This window comes from uncultured Leptotrichia sp. (genome assembly GCF_938036635.1).
Taxonomy (GTDB): domain Bacteria; phylum Fusobacteriota; class Fusobacteriia; order Fusobacteriales; family Leptotrichiaceae; genus Leptotrichia; species Leptotrichia hongkongensis.
Map to the genome: position 1 here is coordinate 1 of NZ_CALHQO010000507.1, position 1,342 is coordinate 1,342.

The window sequence follows — 1,342 nt, forward strand, 5'->3', positions numbered from 1 at the left end:
CATATATAAAATTTTTCTTTAAATTTATGCCGTATAATCCTGGTAATCTAATTATTAGTGCATCAGGATAATTTTCTCTTACCCAACATTCTAATTGATATCTATTATATCCGTAGGCTTGCAATCCAATAGTTTCTATTTCTACATCTTCATCAACATTAATTGGTTTTTTTAAAACATCAATTGTTGAAATTAATATTAATTTTTTAGGATTTATTTTTTCAATATTTTTTTCAGCTCCATAAATAAGTTCCAAATCTTTTTCAGGAGCATTATTTGCCAAAAATTTTTCAGCTCTTAATCCTGAATAAATTAATAAATCTGGATTTTTTCCATATGCTTCTTGGATATTTTTTGAATTATATATACCATCAAAATCACCTTTTGCATATATGTTGCTTCCTACGAAACCTGTATAACCAACTAACATTCTATTCATTTAAACTTCCTTTCTTTGCCTTTAATAATCTAAATATATGTTTTAAATAATTTTTTATCAACTTAAAAATTTGACTATCTACTTTACTGTGTTCTCTTTCATCTACCCATGTAACAGGTAATTCATACACACCATATTTATTCCATTCAGCATAGATTAATAGTTCAGCACAATAGAACCATCCCTTTTCATTAGAGACTTTAGTCATTAATTCTAATAATTTTGTACGCTTAAAAAATTTAAATCCGCACATATAATCTTTTAATTTAGTTTTTAATAAAAGATTAATTATCTTCCCTAAGAATTTTGAAGTTAAATTTCTTATAAATGGACGCCCATATACGTTTGACTCTTTCATATTACGACTTCCTGTTATAATATCTATCTGATTTTTCTGTAAAAATAATTCATATACCTTATCAAGACTATTGATATCAGTAGATATATCAATATCCATATAACCAACTATTTCAAAGTTTGATTTTTTTATTCCTTCTCTAAAAGCAACTCCCACACCTTTTTCAAAAATTTTAATATATTCTACTTTATAATTCTCTTTTGATAATTCAATTGCTATTGTTTCTGTTGCATCAATTGAGCCATTATCAACAATTAATATTCTATAATCATCAAAGTTTGATTTTTCTAAATATTCTACTGTTTGTTGTACTCCATTTTTTAATCTATTTTCCTCATTTAATACTGGGAAAATTATATCTATTTCCATTTTTCTTTGACAGCTAAATAGCTATTCTCCTTTCCTAAAAATTTAATAGTTATTTATAAAAGTCTAAAAAATTCAAAATCTTTCAATCTATCTAGTATTTTGATTTCTTTAAGTCGGAATATTCCATTCTATTTTTATAATTTTTATTTTCAAAATTCAATTTTTTAACTTCATTT

Annotated in this window: 2 protein-coding genes; both read right to left on the reverse strand. The window is 24.3% G+C overall.

The annotated features are described in order from the left end of the window. On the reverse strand, nt 1–439 hold a 439-nt coding region (locus Q0370_RS10205), incomplete at its 3' end, for a hypothetical protein (RefSeq protein WP_299575359.1). Beyond that, entirely contained in the window at nt 432–1,166 is a 735-nt protein-coding gene (locus Q0370_RS10210; RefSeq protein ID WP_299575361.1) for a glycosyltransferase, read from the reverse strand. The genes Q0370_RS10205 and Q0370_RS10210, both read right to left, overlap by 8 nt. Nucleotides 1,167–1,342: the final 176 nt, after the last annotated feature.